The 18,511-nt window shown below is 69.8% G+C and carries 18 protein-coding genes; 9 read left to right on the plus strand and 9 right to left on the minus strand.

The window, feature by feature from the left end:
• Positions 1–13 precede the first annotated feature (13 nt).
• Positions 14–484 carry a DUF6640 family protein gene (locus ACFE7W_RS11085; protein ID WP_375424818.1) on the minus strand — a complete coding sequence of 157 codons (471 nt, stop codon included), beginning with the start codon at positions 482–484 and terminating at the stop codon, positions 14–16.
• A gap of 173 nt (positions 485–657) precedes the next feature.
• Entirely contained in the window at positions 658–1,566 is a 909-nt protein-coding gene (locus ACFE7W_RS11090) for an NmrA family NAD(P)-binding protein (protein ID WP_375424819.1), read from the minus strand.
• Between the two features lie 101 nt (positions 1,567–1,667).
• Between ACFE7W_RS11090 and ACFE7W_RS11095 the strand changes: the two genes are divergently transcribed.
• The 5 genes from ACFE7W_RS11095 to ACFE7W_RS11115 all read left to right on the plus strand — a co-directional run bounded on the left by ACFE7W_RS11095 (position 1,668) and on the right by ACFE7W_RS11115 (position 8,567).
• The gene (locus ACFE7W_RS11095) at positions 1,668–2,276 is read left to right on the plus strand and encodes a TetR/AcrR family transcriptional regulator (protein WP_375424820.1); all 609 of its coding nucleotides are present in this window, start codon (positions 1,668–1,670) and stop codon (positions 2,274–2,276) included.
• Positions 2,277–2,741: 465 nt separating this feature from the next.
• The gene (locus tag ACFE7W_RS11100; protein ID WP_375424821.1) at positions 2,742–5,963 is read left to right on the plus strand and encodes a hypothetical protein; all 3,222 of its coding nucleotides are present in this window, start codon (positions 2,742–2,744) and stop codon (positions 5,961–5,963) included.
• A gap of 1,015 nt (positions 5,964–6,978) precedes the next feature.
• Complete coding sequence (locus ACFE7W_RS11105) at positions 6,979–7,545, plus strand: hypothetical protein (RefSeq protein ID WP_375424822.1); 567 nt, start codon at positions 6,979–6,981, stop codon at positions 7,543–7,545.
• Positions 7,542–8,009: a hypothetical protein gene (locus ACFE7W_RS11110; RefSeq protein WP_375424823.1), complete on the plus strand. Its 468-nt coding sequence runs from the start codon at positions 7,542–7,544 to the stop codon at positions 8,007–8,009. Before ACFE7W_RS11105 ends, ACFE7W_RS11110 begins: the two co-directional genes overlap by 4 nt.
• 234 nt (positions 8,010–8,243) lie before the next feature.
• Positions 8,244–8,567: a hypothetical protein gene (locus ACFE7W_RS11115; protein ID WP_375424824.1), complete on the plus strand. Its 324-nt coding sequence runs from the start codon at positions 8,244–8,246 to the stop codon at positions 8,565–8,567.
• A gap of 369 nt (positions 8,568–8,936) precedes the next feature.
• Here the strand turns inward: ACFE7W_RS11115 and ACFE7W_RS11120 are convergent, their stop codons facing one another.
• Both ACFE7W_RS11120 and ACFE7W_RS11125 read right to left on the minus strand, forming a co-directional pair.
• Positions 8,937–9,224, minus strand: a complete 288-nt coding sequence (locus ACFE7W_RS11120; RefSeq protein ID WP_375424825.1) for a hypothetical protein — start codon at positions 9,222–9,224, stop codon at positions 8,937–8,939.
• A 34-nt stretch (positions 9,225–9,258) separates the two neighbouring features.
• Positions 9,259–9,396, minus strand: coding sequence for a hypothetical protein (locus tag ACFE7W_RS11125; protein ID WP_375424826.1), 138 nt, complete (start codon positions 9,394–9,396; stop codon positions 9,259–9,261).
• 35 nt (positions 9,397–9,431) lie between these two features.
• On the opposite strand from ACFE7W_RS11125, the gene ACFE7W_RS11130 reads away from it, so the two are divergent.
• Genes ACFE7W_RS11130 through ACFE7W_RS11140 form a run of 3 tightly spaced genes read left to right on the plus strand, consistent with a single transcriptional unit; the run spans position 9,432 to position 10,695 of the window.
• The gene (locus tag ACFE7W_RS11130; RefSeq protein WP_375424827.1) at positions 9,432–9,611 is read left to right on the plus strand and encodes a hypothetical protein; all 180 of its coding nucleotides are present in this window, start codon (positions 9,432–9,434) and stop codon (positions 9,609–9,611) included.
• Between the two features lie 37 nt (positions 9,612–9,648).
• Positions 9,649–10,185 carry a hypothetical protein gene (locus ACFE7W_RS11135; protein WP_375424828.1) on the plus strand — a complete coding sequence of 179 codons (537 nt, stop codon included), beginning with the start codon at positions 9,649–9,651 and terminating at the stop codon, positions 10,183–10,185.
• A gap of 39 nt (positions 10,186–10,224) precedes the next feature.
• Positions 10,225–10,695 (plus strand): hypothetical protein, encoded by a 471-nt coding sequence (locus ACFE7W_RS11140; RefSeq protein WP_375424829.1) that lies wholly within the window; start codon positions 10,225–10,227, stop codon positions 10,693–10,695.
• A gap of 16 nt (positions 10,696–10,711) precedes the next feature.
• Here the strand turns inward: ACFE7W_RS11140 and ACFE7W_RS11145 are convergent, their stop codons facing one another.
• From ACFE7W_RS11145 to ACFE7W_RS11155, 3 genes are read right to left on the minus strand one after another with little or no spacing between them, the layout of a single operon-like run.
• Entirely contained in the window at positions 10,712–11,722 is a 1,011-nt protein-coding gene (locus tag ACFE7W_RS11145; protein WP_375424830.1) for a PD-(D/E)XK motif protein, read from the minus strand.
• On the minus strand, positions 11,719–14,436 hold the full coding sequence (locus tag ACFE7W_RS11150) for a Z1 domain-containing protein (RefSeq protein ID WP_375424831.1): 2,718 nt from the start codon (positions 14,434–14,436) through the stop codon (positions 11,719–11,721). Before ACFE7W_RS11150 ends, ACFE7W_RS11145 begins: the two co-directional genes overlap by 4 nt.
• Positions 14,420–15,823: an ATP-binding protein gene (locus tag ACFE7W_RS11155; protein WP_375424832.1), complete on the minus strand. Its 1,404-nt coding sequence runs from the start codon at positions 15,821–15,823 to the stop codon at positions 14,420–14,422. Before ACFE7W_RS11155 ends, ACFE7W_RS11150 begins: the two co-directional genes overlap by 17 nt.
• A 27-nt stretch (positions 15,824–15,850) precedes the next feature.
• Here ACFE7W_RS11155 and ACFE7W_RS11160 point away from each other — a divergent pair, with 27 nt between their 5' ends.
• Positions 15,851–16,291: a very short patch repair endonuclease gene (locus ACFE7W_RS11160; protein WP_375424833.1), complete on the plus strand. Its 441-nt coding sequence runs from the start codon at positions 15,851–15,853 to the stop codon at positions 16,289–16,291.
• 25 nt (positions 16,292–16,316) lie between these two features.
• On the opposite strand, the gene ACFE7W_RS11165 is transcribed toward ACFE7W_RS11160, so the two are convergent.
• Positions 16,317–18,209: a DNA cytosine methyltransferase gene (locus ACFE7W_RS11165; RefSeq protein ID WP_375424834.1), complete on the minus strand. Its 1,893-nt coding sequence runs from the start codon at positions 18,207–18,209 to the stop codon at positions 16,317–16,319.
• Between the two features lie 99 nt (positions 18,210–18,308).
• On the minus strand, positions 18,309–18,511 hold a 203-nt coding region (locus tag ACFE7W_RS11170; protein WP_375424835.1), incomplete at its 5' end, for a hypothetical protein.

The raw sequence follows: 18,511 nt of genomic DNA on the forward strand, positions 1-18,511 counted from the left end.
GGTGCCTCTGCCGCTAGACCTGAGTCGACGCGTGCTTGTCAGCGGTGCCAGCCAGGACCAGGGCGGTGCCGACGGTGATCAGGCTGTACAGGACGATCTCCAGCGGTACCTGCTGGGGAAACTGCTCCAACGACTGGCCCGGCTTGAGCAGGTGCGGGTCGGTCCAGGCAACGCCGGGGAACGCAAAGGCCATCGACTGGCTGACCCAGTACAGGCTGCTGAAGCCCACCGCGGGCAGCAGGTTGGCGCGAACGCCGCCCTTGCTGCGCCAGGTGTAGAACAACGCCGCCGCCGACAGAAGCGCACCCACCGACAGGGTCTGAGCGTTGTGGAATTTCGCGTGCGGCGGCCACTGCTCGTTGTAGATGTGGGTGTGGTTCCAATCGGCGAGGAAGGGAGTGACTCCCGTCACCGCGGCGGCGAAGGTCAGGACCATTCGGCCCGCCAGCAGCTTCTTGGTGCTCGTCAGGGTTGAGTTCGTCATGGTTGTCCTCTTACTCGTGGGCTGGCTGGGTCGTGTTGCCGGGCCCGGTTGGTGATGTTTCTGGATGCGGTGCTTCCGGAGCTCGCAGTGAGCAGTCGAGCTGTGGTCGGTGGCGTCAACTAGGTCTTTGCTGGTGGCGCATCGGGACGTGTCTGGTGAGCCGTGAGGCGGCATCACCTGGTCTTGAGGGCGTGGTGGGCGTGGGTGAGGTAGTCGCGCAGGGTGGCCGGGTGGGCGTCGGGATAGCGGTCGTTGTCGTTGGTCGGGAACGGCGCGACGGTGAGCATGGACAGCAGGTACCACTGCTGGACCACCGACCAGGGGTCGGAGGCGGAGGCGACCGTGGAACGCAGGTCGTCGACGCCGCCCGCGACGTGGCGGGTGAGGGTGCGGCCGGTGATCCGTTCGGTCTCGGCGACGATCTGGTTGAAGCTGGCCTCCGCACCCGACAGGTAGTGCACCCCGGACAGGTCCGCGGGGTCGGTGGCGACCCGGGCTACGAAGCGGGCCGTGTCGTCGACGGTGGTGAGGTTGAACGGCTCGTCGCCGGTGCCGAAGATCATCGCGGTGCCGGCGGTGAGGTCGAGCAGGCCAGGGGTGGCGGGGTCGAGCAGCATGTCCATGAATGCGCCGCTGAGGACGTGCACGACCTCCAGGGGCAGCGCGTCGATGGCGGTGTCGGCTTGGCGGCGGGCGTCGAACTGCGGGGCTCCCGCGGGGGCGGAGAACAGGTCGATCGCGAAGTCCGACGGGAGGAAGCGGTGCACCCCGTTGCGGACGGCGGCGTGGGCGAGCGCGATCTGGCCATCGACGATGATGCCGGGGCCGCCCTGCAGGGCGGACACCACCACGTCGACGCCGGCGGTGGCGGCCTTCAGTGACGTCGGGTCGGTCACGTCACCGGTGGCGATGCTCGCTCCGGCGCCGACGAGGGTGTCGGTGGCCGCGGTCCTGGCGGGGTCCTGGTAGGCGGAAGCCCGCACCAGGAGCCGGACGGCGACGTCGGGCTGGGTGAGCAGGTGCGTGGCGATCCGATTGCCGAGCTTCCCGGTGGCGCCAGCGATGAGCACGGTCGAGGTCATGAGGTATGTCCTTTCGAAGGAGGCAATCCCGCAGTCCGGATTCCTATACCAGACCGTACCGTTTCGAAACTGGCCTGTCTAGTTTCTGCTACGGTCGACGCATGTCATCAGCCTCGAGAGCCCCAGGACGACCCCTGAACCCCGCTATCGACGACCAGATTCTCAACGCCACCCAGGACCTGCTGATCGAGGAGGGCTTCGAGCGGCTCAGCATGGACGCGGTCGCCCGGCGGTGCGGGGCGAGCAAGGCGACGATCTACCGCCGCTGGCCCAGCAAGACCGCGCTGGTGGTGTCAGCGGCTGCCGCCCTGCTTCAGCCTCCGCCGGTGCCGGACACCGGCGACTTGCGCGAGGACCTGCTGGCCTGCGGCCTCGCCTACATGCAGCAGGAGGGCCGCACCCTGCAGGTGCTGGCCAACTTGACCACTGCCACCCAGCACGACCCAGAGCTACGCGAGGCCTTCCGCGAGGCTGTCAGCTCGCCGTACGCCGGTCTGTTCGACGCTGTTCTGGGCCGCGCCGCGGAACGCGGGCTGATCCGCCCCGACCTCGACCTGGACACCCTCGCCCGTGTCTTTCCGGCCATGGCCTACCAGCAGCTCGCCGCTCAGGCTCGATCGCTCACCGAAAGGGACGTGCAGCGGGTCGTCGACGCGGTCCTCCTGCCTGCCCTCGGCACGAACGCGGTCCCGGCACCCACGAGCCTCTGAGCCCGTCATCCTCCGCATTGTCTCGAAAGGTTCGCCATTGTCCCTCAACCTCAACGCTGACCTCCAGAAGGTCTTGGATTCTGTGCCCTGAGTTCAGTACCAGTCCACGGCCGAACCGTCTCTCTCAGCGACCGCGGCGCCCGATGTTCCAGTCTGACCATCAGTCAGCGATGCAGTCCCATCAGCGGGACCGGAGCTCGCGGTAGCAGGCGTTCCGGGCCCCGTTGGCCGACGGCGATGTGAGCAGCTGCAGGTATCACCGACACGACGGGCTCCTCTGAGTCTGGGACGCCGAGGTGCGGCGCGGGAGACGGGGAGCGGGATGGCCGAGTTACAGATCTGGGGCGACGGACACGTTGGCACGGTCATCGGTGCGGCGGTGTGGAACGTCCGGACAGTGCTGGCGTGCGACTGGGCCGGTGGTCGAGTGCTCGCTTTCGCCGCCGAGGACGGATCGCTGACGCCGTGGGGCGACGGGTAGACGAGCCGGAAGGCATCGCGGTCGACGGCGACACCGCGTTCATCACCGAGCGCACCGGTGCGCTCCTGCGCCAGGACCTCCTCACGCCCGGCCGCGTCGACGCCGTCGAGCTGGCGACGGGCCTGGGTGCGCTCCACCAGCTGGTGCTGCCCGGGGACGGGACGGCCGTCGTCGCCGACCACGACGGAGGCCGACTGGTCCGCGTGAACCTCGACAGCGGCGCCGTGGACGTGGTGGCGAGCGGGCTCGGACAGCCGGTCGGGCTGGCTGTCGACGCGGACGGTGCGTTTTTCGTCACCGAGCAGGGCAGCGGCGTCGTCTCCAAGATCGACTCCGCCGGCACCCGGAACGTGGTTGTCGGCGGCCTCGTCGGCCCGTTCTTCCTCGGCTGGGCCGATCCCGAGCGCACTTGGTTGCTGACCACCGAACGCGCGCCGGCCCAGCGGGTCGGTCTGCTCGACCTCACGGCCCCCATACCGGCAGTCCAGCGGCTGCTGGGCAGGAGCATCAGCCAGCCTTCGGCGGCGATCATGGTCGGCAACAGGCTCGTCGTGTCCGGTCAGAACCGGCTGGTCTCGTTGGACGCCAGCAAGGGTCTGCGGCCAGGGGTCGCCGTGGGCGTTCCGACCACCCCGATCTGGCCGGGTGGCTGGTCCGACGTGCTGATCGACACCGGCGTCAGCGGCTACACGCGCGCCGAGCTGAAGGTCGCCGTCGAACCGGCCGGCGTGGCGTCGATCTCGGAACATCCCGGCGAAGGGTTCGATCCCGTGCGGCCGACGATCCGGCTGCTCGCCGGCGGTGCCGCGGGCGCGGCCGAGGTGGTGGTCCGCGACGCCGGCCCGGGCAACGTGGAGCTCGGTCGTGCCCCGGTCGTGGTCGGCTTCGACGTGACGTCTCCCCTCGACGGGCCGCCCGTGTGGGTCGGGGACCGTACCTCGACCCCCGTGCTCCGCACGCTGGCCCTGGTTCGCGGCGTCGACGACGCCGGCTCGCTGGTGCCCAACGACTCCGCCGGAGCGGTCCTGGCCCGGTGGCGCGTCCTCGCGGTGCTCGTCGACACCGGCGACGCGGTGTGGCCGACGGCAGTTGGTCCGGGCAACCCGGCCCCGACCGTCGCCGACGCGAAGTCGACCTGGGCTACCGTGCTGACCGGCGCCAGCGGCGTGGACGCGTTCTACCGAGAGCAGAGCGGTGGCCGGCTCGGGCTGCAGCTCGTCGGCGGGGCGGTGCAGGGGCCGGTGAGCCTCGGCCAGACCTGGTCCGACTGGTTCACGATGGGCAACAGTCAGTGGATCGCCAAGGACGACGTCATGAACCGGGTGATCGGCGCGTTGCAGGGGACCGGCCTCGACTGGCTGCAGGTGGATGCGGTCTTCATGATCGTGCGGAGCGCGGGTGGTGGCCAGCTTGTCTGGCCGCGGGCGAACGGCAAGACCGGCCCATACAAGGTCAAGACGCTGGCGGGGGACGACGCCGACGTGCTGCTCGGCAAGGTCTCCATGCCGCACGACCAGCTCACGGCACCGAGCCTGGGCTTCACCAACGTCGAGGTCTCCAGCCACGAGCTCGGCCACACGGTCGGCCTGAACGACCTCTACATGAACGGACCGGGCTTCACCGCCGAGATGAAAGCCCGCGATCTCACCACCCACGAGCTGATGGCCAACGAGGCTGGTCTTCCGCACCTGAGCGCACGCCACAAGCTGCTCCTGGGCTTCCTCGACCCTGCGCACGTGAAGGTGTTCGACTACGACTTCGACGACGACCAGACCTTCGACCTCGCTCCGCTGTCGGCCGGTCTGCCCGGTGGTGGTCGGTTCGCGGCGGTCGAGCTGAAGGTGTCGCCGAAGATCAGCTGGTTCTTCGAGTTCCGCGCCCCGGTCCCCGGCGTCCTCGGCGACCAGACCGCGTTCGCCGCGGGCCAGGTGATGGGCTACGACGCCTGGACCTACAAGGCGCCGCCCGTGGTGGCCAACGCCCGCACCCCGATCATCCTGCTGCTCGATGACGGCGACGGCGAGGGTCCGCTGATCGTGACGGCGCAGGACTACGACGTGCTCGACACCCATGACCCGAACAACCTCTCCCAGTTCCGGCTCGAGGTCGTCTCCATCGCCGGCGGCGTCGCCCGGGTGCACGTGACCGTCAAGCCGGTGGCCCAGCCCGACCCCGCGATCCGCAACAACAACGGTGAGGCGGGCGACTGGAAGAGCCCCGACATCGAGGTGCGGAACGAGGTCAGCGACGTCGACCCAGCCTTCCTCAACCGGCCGATCGTCAACATCGTGAACCGGGTCGTCGCCAAGGTCACGAACATCGGTGGCCTGCCCGCGCCGAACGTGTCGGTGCGATTCAAGGTCAAGCCGTTCAACACCGACGACCCGGACTCCGAGGGGTGGGAGGAGCTCGGGCCCAAGATCACGCACGACATCGCCGCGGGCGGTGTCACCGAGTTCGAGGCCGACTGGACCCCGCCCGGCGACCGGCACTACTGCGTCCAGGCTCGGGTCGACCGCTACACCCGGATCTCCGGCGCCGCGGCGGACGAGCCCGACGTCGACAATAACCTCGCACAGTCCAACTACTTCGAGATCGCGTCCAAGCCGAGCTCGCCGGCGACCCGCGAGATCAGCATCGTCGACGTGAGCAACCCGTACGACCATCCGGTCAGCGCGGCGGTCGAGGTCCAGCAGGACAGCGACCTGTACCGCACCTACGTCGACCATCGCTGGCTGCACCTGGAGCCCGGCCAAACCCGATCGGTGCGGATGGAGGTCGAGTCGACCGCCACGTCGATCTGGGAGGCGATCGAGCGGCACCGGCCCGACGGCCGCAGCTGGCTGCGGGCCTGGCTTGATCACCCCGCGCTCGGTGACACGCCACGCTCCGGGTCCGGGGTCACCGTGGTCGCCAGCACCGCCGTCGCCACGGCCGTCCGGATCGTGGAGCGCAACCCGGACGACGTGCTCGTCCAAGTGACCTCGCCCGCCGGCGGTCCACCGCCCGAAGCCGGGAGCGTCGTGGTCCAGGCCCACTTCGACGACGACACCACCGACGTCGGTTCGGCACCGGTCGGGCCGAGTGGCATCGCCCGGCTCCCGATTCGTCCCGCCCAGGGTGACGCCGTGCTGCGCTACTCCGGCTCGCCCGGCTACGCGCCGAGCCCGGCGACCGAGGTGCGGTTGCCCGGTCCGCCTCGCTGACCTGCGCAGGCGACGGTGCGGGCGTCGGTGCGAGCCCTCGTGCGCTCCGCCGTCCCGGGTCGGTTCGGCTCGACGGGCCTGGCAGCGATAACGAATGCTGACGTGCGCTCGTGGGTGGCCGAGATGATCGCCACGGGCCTATCGGCGACAACCGTGTGCAAGGCGGTCCTCGCCTTGCGGCAGTGTTTGAGTGATGCCGGTCGCCCGGTCAGTGATGCGCCGGATCGATGAGCATCTGGCGGCTTCCGTCGACGTCGGTCCAGGCTCGCTGCTCTTCAGTGCGTCCAAGGGTGGGCCGCTCTTCCGAGGAACGTTCGGGCGGCACGTAGGCATCCAGCCGTCGCCGCTGCCGGGCTCGACGGATTCACGTTCCAGGGTCTAGGCACAGCTTCGTGGCGATCCTGGTGGCCGCCGGGTGCAACGTCCGGGAGGTCTCGGAGTGGGCGGGTCACAACAGCGTGGCGTTCACGCTGACCCGCTACGGAGGCCTCTTCGAGGACGGCTCCACCGAAGCTGTTGACCGTTTGGACGCTCTGCTTGGTTCCCCCGCTGCCCCGTCGGTGCCCCATGGAGGCTCGACTCCCATCTGACCGGGGTCGACCCCACACGGCGTTAAGCCTGGTCACCGAACACTTCCAACGAGCATCCCCAACGGGATTCGAACCCGCGCTGCCGCCTTGAAAGGGCATTCGAGTTGGTCAGCGGTGACCCCTTACGAGCATGCATTCTGCCCGTTCGCAAGCCCTGACAAGGCCATAGGGTGAGGCGACATCTTGCTCAGTCACGCGTCGCCTTGCGGTCTTGCGTAATCGCGTGCCCCACTGGTGCCCCATCGATGATCCTCAGGCGGCGCTATCAGACGTCTCGAAAATGTCCTAGTGGCCTCGGTCATTTGCGAGGTGTCCGGCATCGCTCACACGTCCAGGGGCTACGAGTTGCTTGGCTGCTGGGGGCGCCGCTGGTCGACCACGGGTGGGAGGGCGGCAGCGCCTCCCGGAAGTGGGGGTACCGCTACGTGGACCGCGCCGCCTCCCCGCTACTCGCGGCGTTCGAGAAGGGCACGCCGCCGCGGCTGCTCCGGGGGTTCAGCAAGCCCGACCTGGTGCCTGGCGACCCAGACCTCGAGTTGAACCAGCCGAGCCGGGACGACACGGCCGACGCCCTGCTGACGTGGGCGGGGGAGTGGGGCCGCGACTGGGTGGTGATCGACACCCACCGGGGCGCCACCGAGGTCGTCAACGGCGCCCTGTCCATCGCGCACGTGGTCGTCACGCCGGTCCGGCTGCGCAGCTCTGACCTCGACGGCACCGAGCACATGGTCCGCGAGCTCGCCGACTACCCGGTCGTGCTGATCCCCAACTTCGTCCCACCCGTCGCGCCGGCTGCCGAGGTCCGCCGGTTGAGCCGGATCGTTGCCGGCACCCCCGTGCAGGTCGGCCCGCTGATCCCGGCCGCGCTCGCGGTCGGCACCCGCAAGAAGCGGATGGCCATCACCTCCGAAGACCCGCCCGGCAAGCCGCTGCGGCCCGTCGCCGAGGCGCTGCGCCAGGTCGCCGCCTTCGTGCGGGAGTACGCGGCATGACCGACGGACTGTCCCAGCTCGCACAGCGCGGCCGCCGCACCCGCGACATCCCGCCGCCGCGCAACCCGGCGCGCGCCGCCAGGGTCCAGCTGGCCCCGGTGCCCGAGCCCGCAGCCGAGCCGCCTTCGCCTCCCGAGACGTCGACCGACATGGCTGCGAACCCCCCGCCAGCGGCCAAGCCCGCGGTTTCCAGCCGGCCGAAAGCCACGCCAGCACCTGTAGCGAGGCCCGCGGCCAAGAGCGACCTGAAGGTGGTGACGGTCTACCTCGAACAGGACGACGACGACTTCCTTGAGACCATCACCCATACCGGCCGCACCTCACGACCCAAGACGGCCATCTCTCGCAGCGCCGTCGTCCGGCTCGCCCTCGAACGGCTGCACACCCAGATGAGCCCCGCCGAGATCGTCGACGAGCTCCGGCCCCGCGGTGAGAACCCCGGCACCGGACGCAAGCGCCGGTAGAACCCGGGGGGGTGCACGCTTTGGCTCCGGGCGACCCCGCTTCCGGCAGTGTTGAACAGCCCGGCGGGCCCCTCAAGGCCGCTCCGCGCCGCTACGCGGTGGACTCCGTCCAGCCTTGACCGCCCCGCCGCGCTGCTCAAGATCGGCAGCTAGCGGGGCCGGCAGGGGAGAGGGTCACAGCGGGTGGCTCGGCAGGCTTCGGAATCGAACACGGGTTCGGTCTAGGCTTCGGTGGTGGGGCAGCGCCGTAAAGACCGCGAGTGGCCTCGGCAACGCCTCATCCACATCCTCTGGGCCCAAAGCGGGGAGGACCACCAGGCCCCCGACCCCGGCCTCGCTGTCGAGTGGCGACGCTGGAACGGGGCCTGGTACTGCTTCGCCATCGTCGTGCTCGACCGGCCCGGCCGCTCACCAGCGGTCCTGCAGCGCTGGTACCACCAACGCGACGTCACCCCGGCCCGACCACCCCCCGGGTCGCCCGATCCCGACCGCTGGCACCTCGGCTGGAACGACGACCAGCCCACCCGCAGCAACCCCGGCGTACAGCCGACCCCGTGAACTGTGAGGTTGGACCAGGCCGAGGGGACCGCTCGGGACGACCATGCTGCACTCGCCGCATGACGCGCCGAGGAAGCGTCTTAGGCCCACCACAATCCCGTAGGAGATGCGGGAGATGAGTAGTGGCGTGCCGGGTCGGGCGAGGACGCCGGCGCCTCCCCGCCAGGTCGTGGGAACGGTAGCCGCCCGGCCGCGCGACATGTGGCGGATCGGCCGCTGGACCGCGCGCGGGTTCGCCCAGAGCGCCCGGCGGGGGACAGTGGCCAGCCGCGCCTACTACAGCGCGCTCACAGTGCTGTATTGGCCGCTGCTTCCGGTCGTCCTGACCGTCCACCTGCTGCTCATTCGATTCTCCAGCACCCGGAGGTACTACATGACCGTCGAGCGCGACGCGGTCATCGCCATCAGCGTCACCCCGGCACCTGGCACATCGAGGACCACGTCACCGCCCGGCCTGGCACCGGCCGCGGCCGGGCACTGCGCGCGTCGGTGCTGCCCACGCTGCTCCGGTCCGCCGACGCTGCCAGCGTCGCCCTCGAGGTCACCGCGGTCACCGACCAGCTCGCCGCGGCGTACCGAGCCGACATTCCCGGCCTCGTCGACACCGGCCCCGCCCGGGTGCGGGGCCGCCGACTTCGACGCGAGCCCGGCAGTCACGACGACAGCAGAAGGGAACCACGAGGATGATGAGCTACAACGAGACGATGGCCTGGGCGCACGGCAGTGCGCCGACGTCCTCGACACCCTTGGCGAACACGGGCTGCCGGCCGAGTTCACCCAGACAGGCGGAATGTGCGCCGTGCTCGAGGTCCAGCTGGAGAACGGCCACACCCTGCTGATCGCCGACGCTGACGACTACCTGTCGTGGGCGCGGCCGAGCACGACGGATGGGCCGTCGGGCTCTACGAGGCCGGAGTGCGCAACGACGGCCCGATCGCCTTCAGCCAGGTCGACCGCAGCGACACCGCGGCCCTCCTCGGGCTCGTGCGGGATGTCATGTTCCGCCGTAATGGCACCGACCAAACCTGCCCGGCTGGCTCCTGAGCGCACAAACTTGGGCTCCAGCTGACAAGCTCGGCGTGTGGCCTACCCCAGCTGGAGCTACTTCCCCCGCAACGCCCGCCCTGCCCCCTGGGTGCCGCCGTTCGTCGCCTCGGTCGCCGCTCAGCAGGCCGACGTGTCGACACTCGAGCACCAGGGACCCAGCAGCGACGAGGTGCTGCACCTGCTCGCGCCGGCATGGCGGGAGCAGGGCTTCCTCGTCGAGGAGACCAAGAAGGCGACCGACCGCATCCGCCGACCTGTCCTGTACGGGGAGGACGGCCGAGAAGCGGTCTCCTACGAGATCGACGCCTGGCACGACGACCACGGCGTCGCTGTTGAGGTCGAGGCCGGGCGCGGCACCCAGAACAACGCCGACTACCGCGACATCATCCGCACGTCCCTCCTGCTCGACGCCCGGTTCCTGGCCCTCCTGATGCCGCAGCGCTACGCACCGCCCAGTCTCATCAAGAGCCCCGTCCAAGGTTACCGGCGCACCTACGACCTGCTCGACGCCCTGTACGCCTCTCAGCGGCTGCGGTTGCCCTTCGAGGGTGTGCTGCTACTCGGCTACTAGCCTGCTCGCTCAGACGCCCGCCACCTGATCGGACAGCACATGCCGGACCGCCCCGAACTCGATCTGATGTACCAGGCCGTCGCCGCCCGCAGACTCCAGTGGGACAACCTGCTGTGGCAGGTCCCGGTGCTCAGCCTGACCGCGCAGGCTTTCCTATTCACCACCGCGCTGGGGGCCGATGTCCATGGTTGGGCACGAGCCCTCGCCGCGCTACTGTCGCTCATCATCTCGGTCCTGTCGATCCTGCTCATGGGTCGGCACCGGCAGGGCGAGCTCACTGGCGCCCACTGGCTGGAAAGGTACGAGCAGCAGGTGCTCGGCGTCGGTCCCTGGGGTGCCCACGGAGAACCGGTCCGGGACGCCCGGGAGTTCGAGGGACTCGACGCCGGGTGGGTGGGCCGCCGCATCCCCCTACGGCCCATGTTCGCCGTCTGGGTCGTGGGCCTCGGATTGTTCGGGTTGGCGGCAATCGGCGTCGTCGTCCAAACGGTGGTCGTAGCCCTCTGTTGAGTGGCTTTCTGGTGGGTTACCTGCTCAACGGATCGAGGGGTCCCGGTCGGACCGGCTCGGAGGCGACCTCCCATGGCGGACATACGGCGGTGTCGAGGCTGTACCGGAGATCGACGATGCCGGTCGGAAGCCCGGGCAACGTGCCCGGTGTCAGCCGGGGGAACGTGTCGTCCACGCGGTAGAGGTGCTGCTCGGAGACCCTGAGGGGCTCGGCGTAACGGCCGCGGTGAACCGGGCTCCACCCGTAGCCGGCGAGACGCTCATCCAGGTCGTCCGCGGCGGTCCCTCCTGCGTCGGCCGCCGACAGGCGGGCCTCGGCCACCAGACCGTCGAGGCTGTGGACGGCGGTCGGCTCGGCGACCACCCGGAGGGACAGCAGGAAGAGCTGCCCCTGGTCGGGGGCCGCCAGCTGGGTCAGACCGCTGATCCGGTGGACCAGGGGACCGGTCACGGTTCCGCCGACTTTGACCTCGACACTGACCTCGCCGTTCGCGAAGTCGTGGCGGCCGCCGAGCGGCCCCTGCCAGCTGGTGACCGCGGCCGATGTGACGCCCGGCAGCCAGCGGGTGAGCAGCCACAGCTCCCCGAATAGCCCCAGTCGCGACTCCCGGTCCATCCCCTCGGGGAGGCTCGACCAGAAGCGTTGCCAGCGCCGTACGACCGCGGCGATCACCGTCGGGTCGCCGGCGAGGTTGGCTGCAGTCTCGGTCACGACGTCGGAGCACAGGAGGGTGAACGCCGCGGCCCCCCGGTCGTCAAGCAGCTGTAGATCCAGCCAGATCCCTTCCTGCCCTGCTGCCCGGAGCTGCCGGTACTGGCTGGCCATGCCCCGGAGCCGGGCGACCGAGACCCGTGGGTCGTCGGGGACCGCGACGAGCAGGTGACGGTGCCCGTCCGCATCGACGGCGGCAAGTAGGCGGCCGACAGCCCACCGGCCCACCTCCCGCGCCTCCAGCAGCGGCCCGGCGGGGGGTGGCATCTCGCGCCAGTACCCGTCGAGCTCGGCTGCGGTGACGGTCACGCTCACGGGTGGGCCTCCCCGGCACTGCCGACGACGAACCTGACCGTCGCCGGACTGGTGGAGTACGGGAACACAGCGGCCACGCCGATCACGGTCTCCCCGTCTCGGTCGACGTCGTCGAACAGGTCCTGGCCCCTGCCCCGCCTTGGGCTGCTGTACCGGCTGATCGGGTAGATCAGCAGCAGGCCCTTCTCGGGGGTGCGGCGAAGGCGGAGGGCGAGGGCATAACTGACGTCCTTCTCCTCGGCGAACTGCCGGGCCGCTGCCATGTCCTCGGGCTGCAGTCCGATCTCCTCATCACCTCCGGGACTCGCCCGGCTGACCGGGTTGACCAGGGTGCCGATGCTCGTCTCGCTCTCGGCCTCGCGGGCACGGTTGATGCAGTTGACCCGGGGCCCGTCGAGGATTCCCAGGTCCTCGTCGCCCAGCCGGTCGTCACGGGTCTGGCGGCCTCGGACGGCGACCGTCCAGCTGGTCACCTCCTGGTAGCGGGTGGCCTGGCTGCGGACGTACTCCCGCATCAGGGCGCTGTCGACCTTCGAGGCCCCTGCGTAGGTCTTGTAGCCCTCCGGACCGAGGAAGTCCTCGACCCGCCGCCAGTCGACGTCGTCCCAAACGATCCGACCTGCGACCGGATGGTCGGGTAGTCCGAGGCCGCCGAGAAAGGTGCGTGTGGCCTCGAGGTTGCCGGCCAACCAGGCTCGGCGGCGGAGCTGGAAGTTGATCGTCTGGACGAGGCTCCCGTTGTAGTCGGCATTCACCTCGCGCGCGCTACCCATCCGGTTCTTGGCAGCGATCTGCATCGTCGCGTGGGTCATGATCCGGGGGGCAAAGTCGCGAGGGGTGAGACTGAGCGCGTCGTACAGGCGGATCTCACGCCGCAGCGCCTCCTCAGCGGTGGCGAGGTCGCGGAACCGGACCCTCAGGTCGTCGGTCGTCCACAGCCGGGTCAGGTCCATGTAGGACTCGCGGTAGCCGAACCAGCGCCCCATCTGCAGCAGGGTGTCGAAGTAGTTCGCAGGTCTGACGTAGTAGGAAGTCAGCAGCCCTTCGATTGTCAGCCCCCGGCTCAGCTTGTTACCGCCGACCACCACAGCCCGGATGTTGGGGTTCCGCTCGTAGTCGAGGTCGTCCTGGGTGCGGGTGTTGAGCACCAGGACGGGCAGTTCGCTGCGGAAGTTCCGCTGCAGCGCAGGTTCGATCTGATCGAACGTGAGGTCGCGGTCGGGGTCCATGGCGACGCTGACCGGACGGAACTCGTCGTCCCAACGCTGCTGGAAGAGTGGGCGGGTGCGCTCCTGGTCGTAGCGCCACTGCTGCCTCAGAGAGGCCAGCGCCGCCCTCACCAGGTCACCCAGCGCCAACTGCTGGAGGGTGTAGGGGCTCCCATGGACGAGCATCGCCGAGGCCGGGGTCCCACCGTCACGGGTGTCGCGGGCGGCCGTCGCCAGGACGAAATCCAGTAGGGCCGTCTCCAGTGTCGGGGGGAGCGAGGTCACCAGCGGACCCTGCCGGCCCGGGTTGAGGATGTCGGCCTCGTGGTCGGGTACGCGGCGGATGACGTCGAGGGCGTCGACCGCCTCGTCCTCGCCGGCGAGCGCGGCTCGGCCGAACAGTCGTTCCGTCCCGACGTAGCCGGGCGGTTTGGGCAGGCTGACGATGAAGTCGGCCGGGTACAGGTCCGCCCCGACCTCCCGGTCGAGGGCGTCCCGGTCGATGAGGACGTTGGCGAACGGGGTAGCGGTGTAGCCCACGTAGGAGACTCGGTGCATCTGCTCGAGCAGCCGGCGGATCAGCGCGTTGATGACGCTGGGGTCGGTCTCCTCCTGCTGTGCCCGGCTGCTGCCGGTCCCGCCGTCCACGTCCTCGTCGACAAGGTCCAGCAGCTCCTCGAGAGGGTCGCGGTTGCCTCCGGTGTTGATGCTCGCCTGGTCGGCCTCGTCGTCGATCACCAGTACCGGTGAGGCGATCGGGGACCGTTCCTCCAGCCAGTGGACCAGCCGGCGCAGGACGCTGGCGTTTTTCTTGACCACAAGGATCAACCGGACGCTGCCCTGCAGCAGTGCTGGGTCGGCGGTGCCCGGGTGGAAGTCCTGCCAGGTCTCCGCGCCGGTCATGGGGACGATTTCGCGGCCGTCCTCGGCGTAGCCGACCGCGCGGCGCTCGGGAGTGTCGGCCACAAGGCCGAGCTCGTCCTCAAGTCGCAGCTGGGTCTGCCGGCGCAGGCTGTTGTGCAGTCCCGACAGGACGATCACGATCTTGTAGCCGGCGTCCACGGCCTTGGCGATCAGGGCGCTGAAGTTGGCGGTTTTCCCTGACTGGACGTAGCCAACCACCAGGCCCCGCACCTTGAACGCCGCCGGCCCGCCGGGCCGCGGGTCCTCGAGCATTGACAGGATCCGGTCGGTGCTGTTGTCCAGGGACTCCAGTACCGAGTCCGACCGGTTGCGGTGCAGCATCAGGAACTCCCGCAACCTCGGCCAGTGGTATCCGCCGGCGGGGTCGAACTCGTCGAACCACGGGCGCGGTCCCCCCTGGGACAGGACGCCGACCGGTTCGACAATGATCCGGTCGGCCAGCCACCGGGCCTGGACCCTGTCGCGGACATGTTCCGGCACCATCGCCACCGCCAGGTCGTAGCCGAGGCCCGCGGTGAGTGCCGCCCGGAACGCCAGGAGGTAGGCGTCGAGGTTGTCCCCCGGGCTACCAGCCGAGGTCACGCGCGACCTCCGGGTGCCGGCGGCGGAGTTCGTCCCGGATGCTCTCCAGAGCGGTGCCGTAGCCGAGGGTCCGCGCGGTCTCCTCCAGCACTCGGCCTGCGGGCGCGGCGGCCGAGCCGCCGGACTCCGACACGTTGCCGGACGTGCCCTGACCGCCGGGCGGCCGCTGCGGAGTCTCCGCCGGCCGGCCCCCCGTACCGGGGTCTCGGGGTCGGTCAGCGGGCCGGTTCGCGTCGTTGCGGGCGGTGGGGCGGGGAGGTATGGGTGGTGCCGGATTGTCGCGCCGGGGCTTGCTCTTCCGGTAGCGGTCGTCGGCTCGTCGTGTCAGCATCGTCACCAGCGGCTTGAGCTGGTCGCGCAGCTCCTCGGGCAGCTTGACGCGTGTTTTCGCGACGTTGATCTCGAACGCCTCGTCGAGGTCCGGCCAGAACTCCACCGCGGCCCGCGCGAGCTTGATGTGCTCGTCGTAGCCGCGCAGCCACGACCAGCCGCCCGACTGGATCATCCGGTCGGCGCGGTAGATGTATAGACCCTGCTGCCGGTTCCACTGGTTCGGGCCGCTGGCCCGCCGCCACGTCTCGTCGTCGCGGAAGTCGTCCTGCGGCGGTAGGACGTACGGCCGATAACGCACCAGGCCCCCACCTACCCGGAGCTCGTGGGGCGGCAAGTGCTCGGTGCGCTCGTCAAGGCAGAACGGGTCCCAGGCCTCGACCTTGGTGCCGTTGACGGTGAGGGTGAGCGGAAACAGGCGACGGGCCTCGCCGGTGAGGAATCGTCCGAACACCATCCCGAGGTGCTGGTCGAGTCGTTCGGCCAGCTTGAGCAGGTGACGGTGTGACCACCCGCCGAAGGGGTCGTTGCGGCCGAGGACCCTGTCCAACCTGTCCCACAGCACCACCGTCCCGGGCCCGCTCTTGAGCGGGCCGACGACCGTCTCGGGACGGTCCGCCGCCGCCGGCACTTCGATCTCCCACCGGTCGGAGGCCGCAATCGCGTCCAAGTCGAGCCGCCGGCAGTCGATGACCGCCCGGGCCGGGTGGGTGCGGCTGGCGATGGTGATGCAGCGCGCCTGGCTCAGGCTGGCGGTCTTCAGGCCGAGTCCGAACTTGCCCAGCTCGTCACTGCTGTACTCGCGCTGCCCGGTCCCCAGACGCATCGCCTCGGTGATGGTGGCGCCGGCCATGCCGCTGCCGTTGTCGGCTACCCGGACCCAGCTGTCCGTCCCGGCCGGGTGTAGCACCACGTGCACTTCAGTCGCGCCGGCGCTGACACTGTTGTCGACGATGTCGGCGACCGCGTTGACGAAGTCGTAGCCGAGGTCCCTGAGGCTCCCCAGCAGCCGGGCGGCGCTCGGGATCACCTCCTCGGTCCGGCCCCGGGTCACCATCGCGGCTGCGTCGATAAGACTGGCCCGATGACCGCGCGCCCCCCGGCCAGCAACGAGCTGGTCCGTCGGCAGATGAGCAGGCAACGCCGGACCGGAACCGAGCCGGAGACAGCGCTACGCCGAGAACTACACCGCAGGGGCATGAGGTTCCGCGTCGACCTCAGCGTGGGCAGGAGCAGACCCGACGTCGTCTTCAGCCGGGCACGCATCGCCGTGTTCGTGATGGGTGACTTCTGGCACTCCTGCCCGGTACACGGCACGCGGCCCAAGAGCAACGCCGACTGGTGGGCGACCAAGCTCTCCGCTAACACCGCCCGCGACGAACGGCAACGTGCCGAACTCCAGGCGGACGGGTGGCTGGTCGTGTGGGTCTGGGAGTGCGAGGACCCTGCGACGGCGGCAGCCAACGTCGACCGGCTCTGGCGCGCGCGCACCCACCGGCCGGGCCGGGATGCGCTGGGGGAGTGACGCATAGAACGACGACTGTAACCCGTCAGTAGGCCGACGCGCGGCACAACAGGGAAAGAGGACACGACCGGCAGTCCGGCTCCTCCACCGTGCAGACCCCCCGACCGACCGCGGCGACCGCGGCCATTCGGGCCGCGGCCCTGTCCCCGCCACCGATAATCTCGGCCAAGGCCAGACGGCCGTCTGTCAACCGGTCCACCTTGTCCACCGGGCGCCCCGTGACCCGGGCCGCCACCCGCATTGGCGCCTGCGTCGTCAACAGGACCGGCGCGCCTAGCGCTATGCAGGCGAACCGTTCCGCCTCCGCCGGCTGCAGCACCACCGCCTCCCACCAGGGGGTCTCGCCGCTCGTGTCACCGCCGCCTCCGACGGCCGAGTCGTGCCGGTTGCGCCATGCGGACACGGCGGGCAGCAGCCGCGCCAACGACCTCCGCACCCCGGCCGGCAGCGCCCGGTCGTCCAGCACACCGCTGTCCTCGAGATGACCGGGCGTCGGGACCTGCCACACCAACATCGCCACCGTCCCGTCGTCGGCACGGCCGGTCGACAGGACCGTCGACATCAGCGCCGTCCACGGGTCGGTGCGGTGCCGCCACGGGGCCACACGCGCGTCACGTTCGGCCCACACGTCCAGCAGGTGCCGGGACTCCCGCAGCATCTCGGCCGGGAAGTGCCGCGGAACGGGCGTTGAGATGTTCGGCGCCGGCTCGTCAGCGAGGGCAGCGAGAATCGACCGCCCGATGTGTTCGGCGAGCAGTGGGGGTACGGCGTTGCCGATCTGGCGGTAGGCGTGGGTCCGGTTCCCGGCGAACCGGTACCAGTCGGGGAAGGTCTGCAGCCGGGCTGCCTCCCGCACACTCAGCGTGCGCTCCTCCACCGGGTGGATGTACCAGTACCCGTCCTTGGCGATGTGGGCGGTGATCGAGCGGGCCAGCTCGTCCTTGCCGTGCCGCTTGTACTTGTCGTCGAAGGTGTCGGCCCGGTAGCGCCGCAACTCCTCCGGAAGGTCGCTGTACCGGGTGTTCGGCTTCATCAGCCGGAACGCCAGACGGTCGTCGTCCCGTACCGCGCGTGTGACGTGGTCGTACACCACCCCGCGGTCCTTCGGGGCCACCCCGGCCCGCGCCCTCTGCTGGAACGGTGTCCGCTTTCGCCTGCGGTAGGGCAGGACATCGCCACCTGTGCCCTCCCCGAGTGCCGGCAGGTCACTGATCGCATCCCAGATCGACACCCGGTCGACAGGAGTCGGCCAGACAAACGGTTGCCGTTGGTCACGTAGCGCCACCAGAATGAGTCGCTGGCGGTGCTGCGGGACCCCGTAATGAGGGGCCTGGACAATGTCGAGGTGGGTCTCGTACCCGACCTCCTGCAGCGCGTCGACGATGACCCTGACGACCGCCAGGTCGTCGCCGAGCGCCATGTCCGGGACGTTCTCCAGCAGCACGGCCTGCGGGCGGACGGCCAGCACGATACGCAGCCACACACGCCACAGATCGCGGCGGTCATCGTAGGCCGCCCGCTTGCCCTGTTCGACCAAGAACCGGATGGCGCTCCGCCCGGCCCGGCTGAACGGCTGGCAAGGTGGACCGCCTGCTATCAACGCAACGTCGGCTCCGCTCAGCAGTTCCGTCAGCCTGCGTTCCTCGTCCTGATCGGACAGGTCCAGGCCGACGGAGAGTCCCCGGAAGTTGGCGGCGTGAGTCTGGACGGACCACGGGTCGTGATCAGCAGCCAGCCCGACTCGGAAGCCGGCGTTCTCCAGACCCAGGCTCAAGCCGCCGCCGCCTGCAAACAGGTCAACCGCCAGCGGACGGCTCTGGGACGCTGTCCACTCACCCCAGGAGTCCCAATCCGGGGCGGTCGGGTCCGGCTCCAGTATGAGCGCCTCGCTCCTCTGGAATCGGACGCCTTTTGCCACTACACCTGACTAACAGAACTTGAGGCGGGAAGGCGAACCGGCTCGCCGCACTGGGCGAACCATGACCACTGCGCAGCTTCGGTGATGAAGGGGCGAGTTCTATGTACCAGTGATGGCGGGGCTGGTGCCGCTGGCCATGCCTAGTCTCCAGTCGCCGAAGCGGTCGGAGCCGCCGCCGTTGCCGACGGTCCACAGGCTGCCGCTGTTGGCCTGGAGCGCGACCTCGTAGCCGCCGCCGGCCAGGGCGGTGATGGCGGGGCTGGTGCCGCTGGCCATGCCTAGTCTCCAGTCGCCGAAGCGGT

Source organism: uncultured Friedmanniella sp., assembly GCF_964244285.1.
Taxonomy (GTDB): domain Bacteria; phylum Actinomycetota; class Actinomycetes; order Propionibacteriales; family Propionibacteriaceae; genus Microlunatus.

Bases quoted from the DNA above. Each gene is read 5' to 3' on its own strand.
- ACFE7W_RS11085 (WP_375424818.1), bottom strand. From the start codon at position 484: ATGACGAACTCAACCCTGACGAGCACCAAGAAGCTGCTGGCGGGCCGA.
- ACFE7W_RS11090 (WP_375424819.1), bottom strand. From the start codon at position 1,566: ATGACCTCGACCGTGCTCATCGCTGGCGCCACCGGGAAGCTCGGCAAT.
- ACFE7W_RS11095 (WP_375424820.1), top strand. From the start codon at position 1,668: ATGTCATCAGCCTCGAGAGCCCCAGGACGACCCCTGAACCCCGCTATC.
- ACFE7W_RS11110 (WP_375424823.1), top strand. From the start codon at position 7,542: ATGACCGACGGACTGTCCCAGCTCGCACAGCGCGGCCGCCGCACCCGC.
- ACFE7W_RS11140 (WP_375424829.1), top strand. From the start codon at position 10,225: ATGCCGGACCGCCCCGAACTCGATCTGATGTACCAGGCCGTCGCCGCC.
- ACFE7W_RS11155 (WP_375424832.1), bottom strand. From the start codon at position 15,823: ATGGTGACCCGGGGCCGGACCGAGGAGGTGATCCCGAGCGCCGCCCGG.
- ACFE7W_RS11160 (WP_375424833.1), top strand. From the start codon at position 15,851: ATGACCGCGCGCCCCCCGGCCAGCAACGAGCTGGTCCGTCGGCAGATG.